The sequence below is a fragment of the Brevibacterium sp. VCM10 genome, assembly GCF_000583215.1.
GTDB lineage: Bacteria > Actinomycetota > Actinomycetes > Actinomycetales > Brevibacteriaceae > Brevibacterium > Brevibacterium linens.
Genome location: NZ_JAJB01000135.1, coordinates 1 through 556, shown reverse-complemented (window position 1 = coordinate 556; position 556 = coordinate 1). Strand labels below are relative to the sequence as shown.

Genomic DNA, 556 nt, shown 5'->3' with positions numbered 1-556 from the left:
CCGAGGCGGCCCCCGAGTCCGACCCGCCCCGTCCGTCGGTCTCGCCGGAGTCCGAATCCGAGGAGCAGGCGCTGAGGACGACGGCCAGGGACAGTGTGGCACCGGTGAGAAGCCGCCCGGTTCGGCGCAGTGCTGAGGTGCTCATGCTCTCTCCTTCAAGGGGAGTCCGGTTGCACAAGACTATCCGCTGGCAGTCCTCGAAATGAACCGTCTGCCGGCGACTGTGACCGTCTGCCCAGGAACAGACCAGGAATAGAACCGTCTGCCCGGACTGTTGCCATAGGTGACTGAAGTCGTGTGATCGCGCTCTGCGGTCGCACTGCGTCCCCACCGAAGGAGCCCTCCGCCTTGTCCGTTCCGTTGAACATCCTCGATCTCGTCTCCATCCGGGAAGGATCGAACGCCCGCGACGCCATCGCCGAATCGATGGCCTCGGCGCAGCTCGCCGACGAATTGGGATATCAGCGTCTGTGGTTCGCCGAACACCACAACACGATGGGCCTGGCCGCCAGCGCCACGGCCCTGCTCATCTCGCAGGCCGCCTCGGTGACGGAGA

At 65.5% G+C, this 556-nt stretch carries 1 protein-coding gene; it reads left to right on the top strand.

The window, feature by feature from the left end; all coding sequences use genetic code 11:
- Positions 1-348 precede the first annotated feature (348 nt).
- Positions 349-556 (top strand): LLM class flavin-dependent oxidoreductase (locus tag AD89_RS19070; RefSeq protein ID WP_155807512.1); only part of this gene is annotated, 208 nt, incomplete at its 3' end.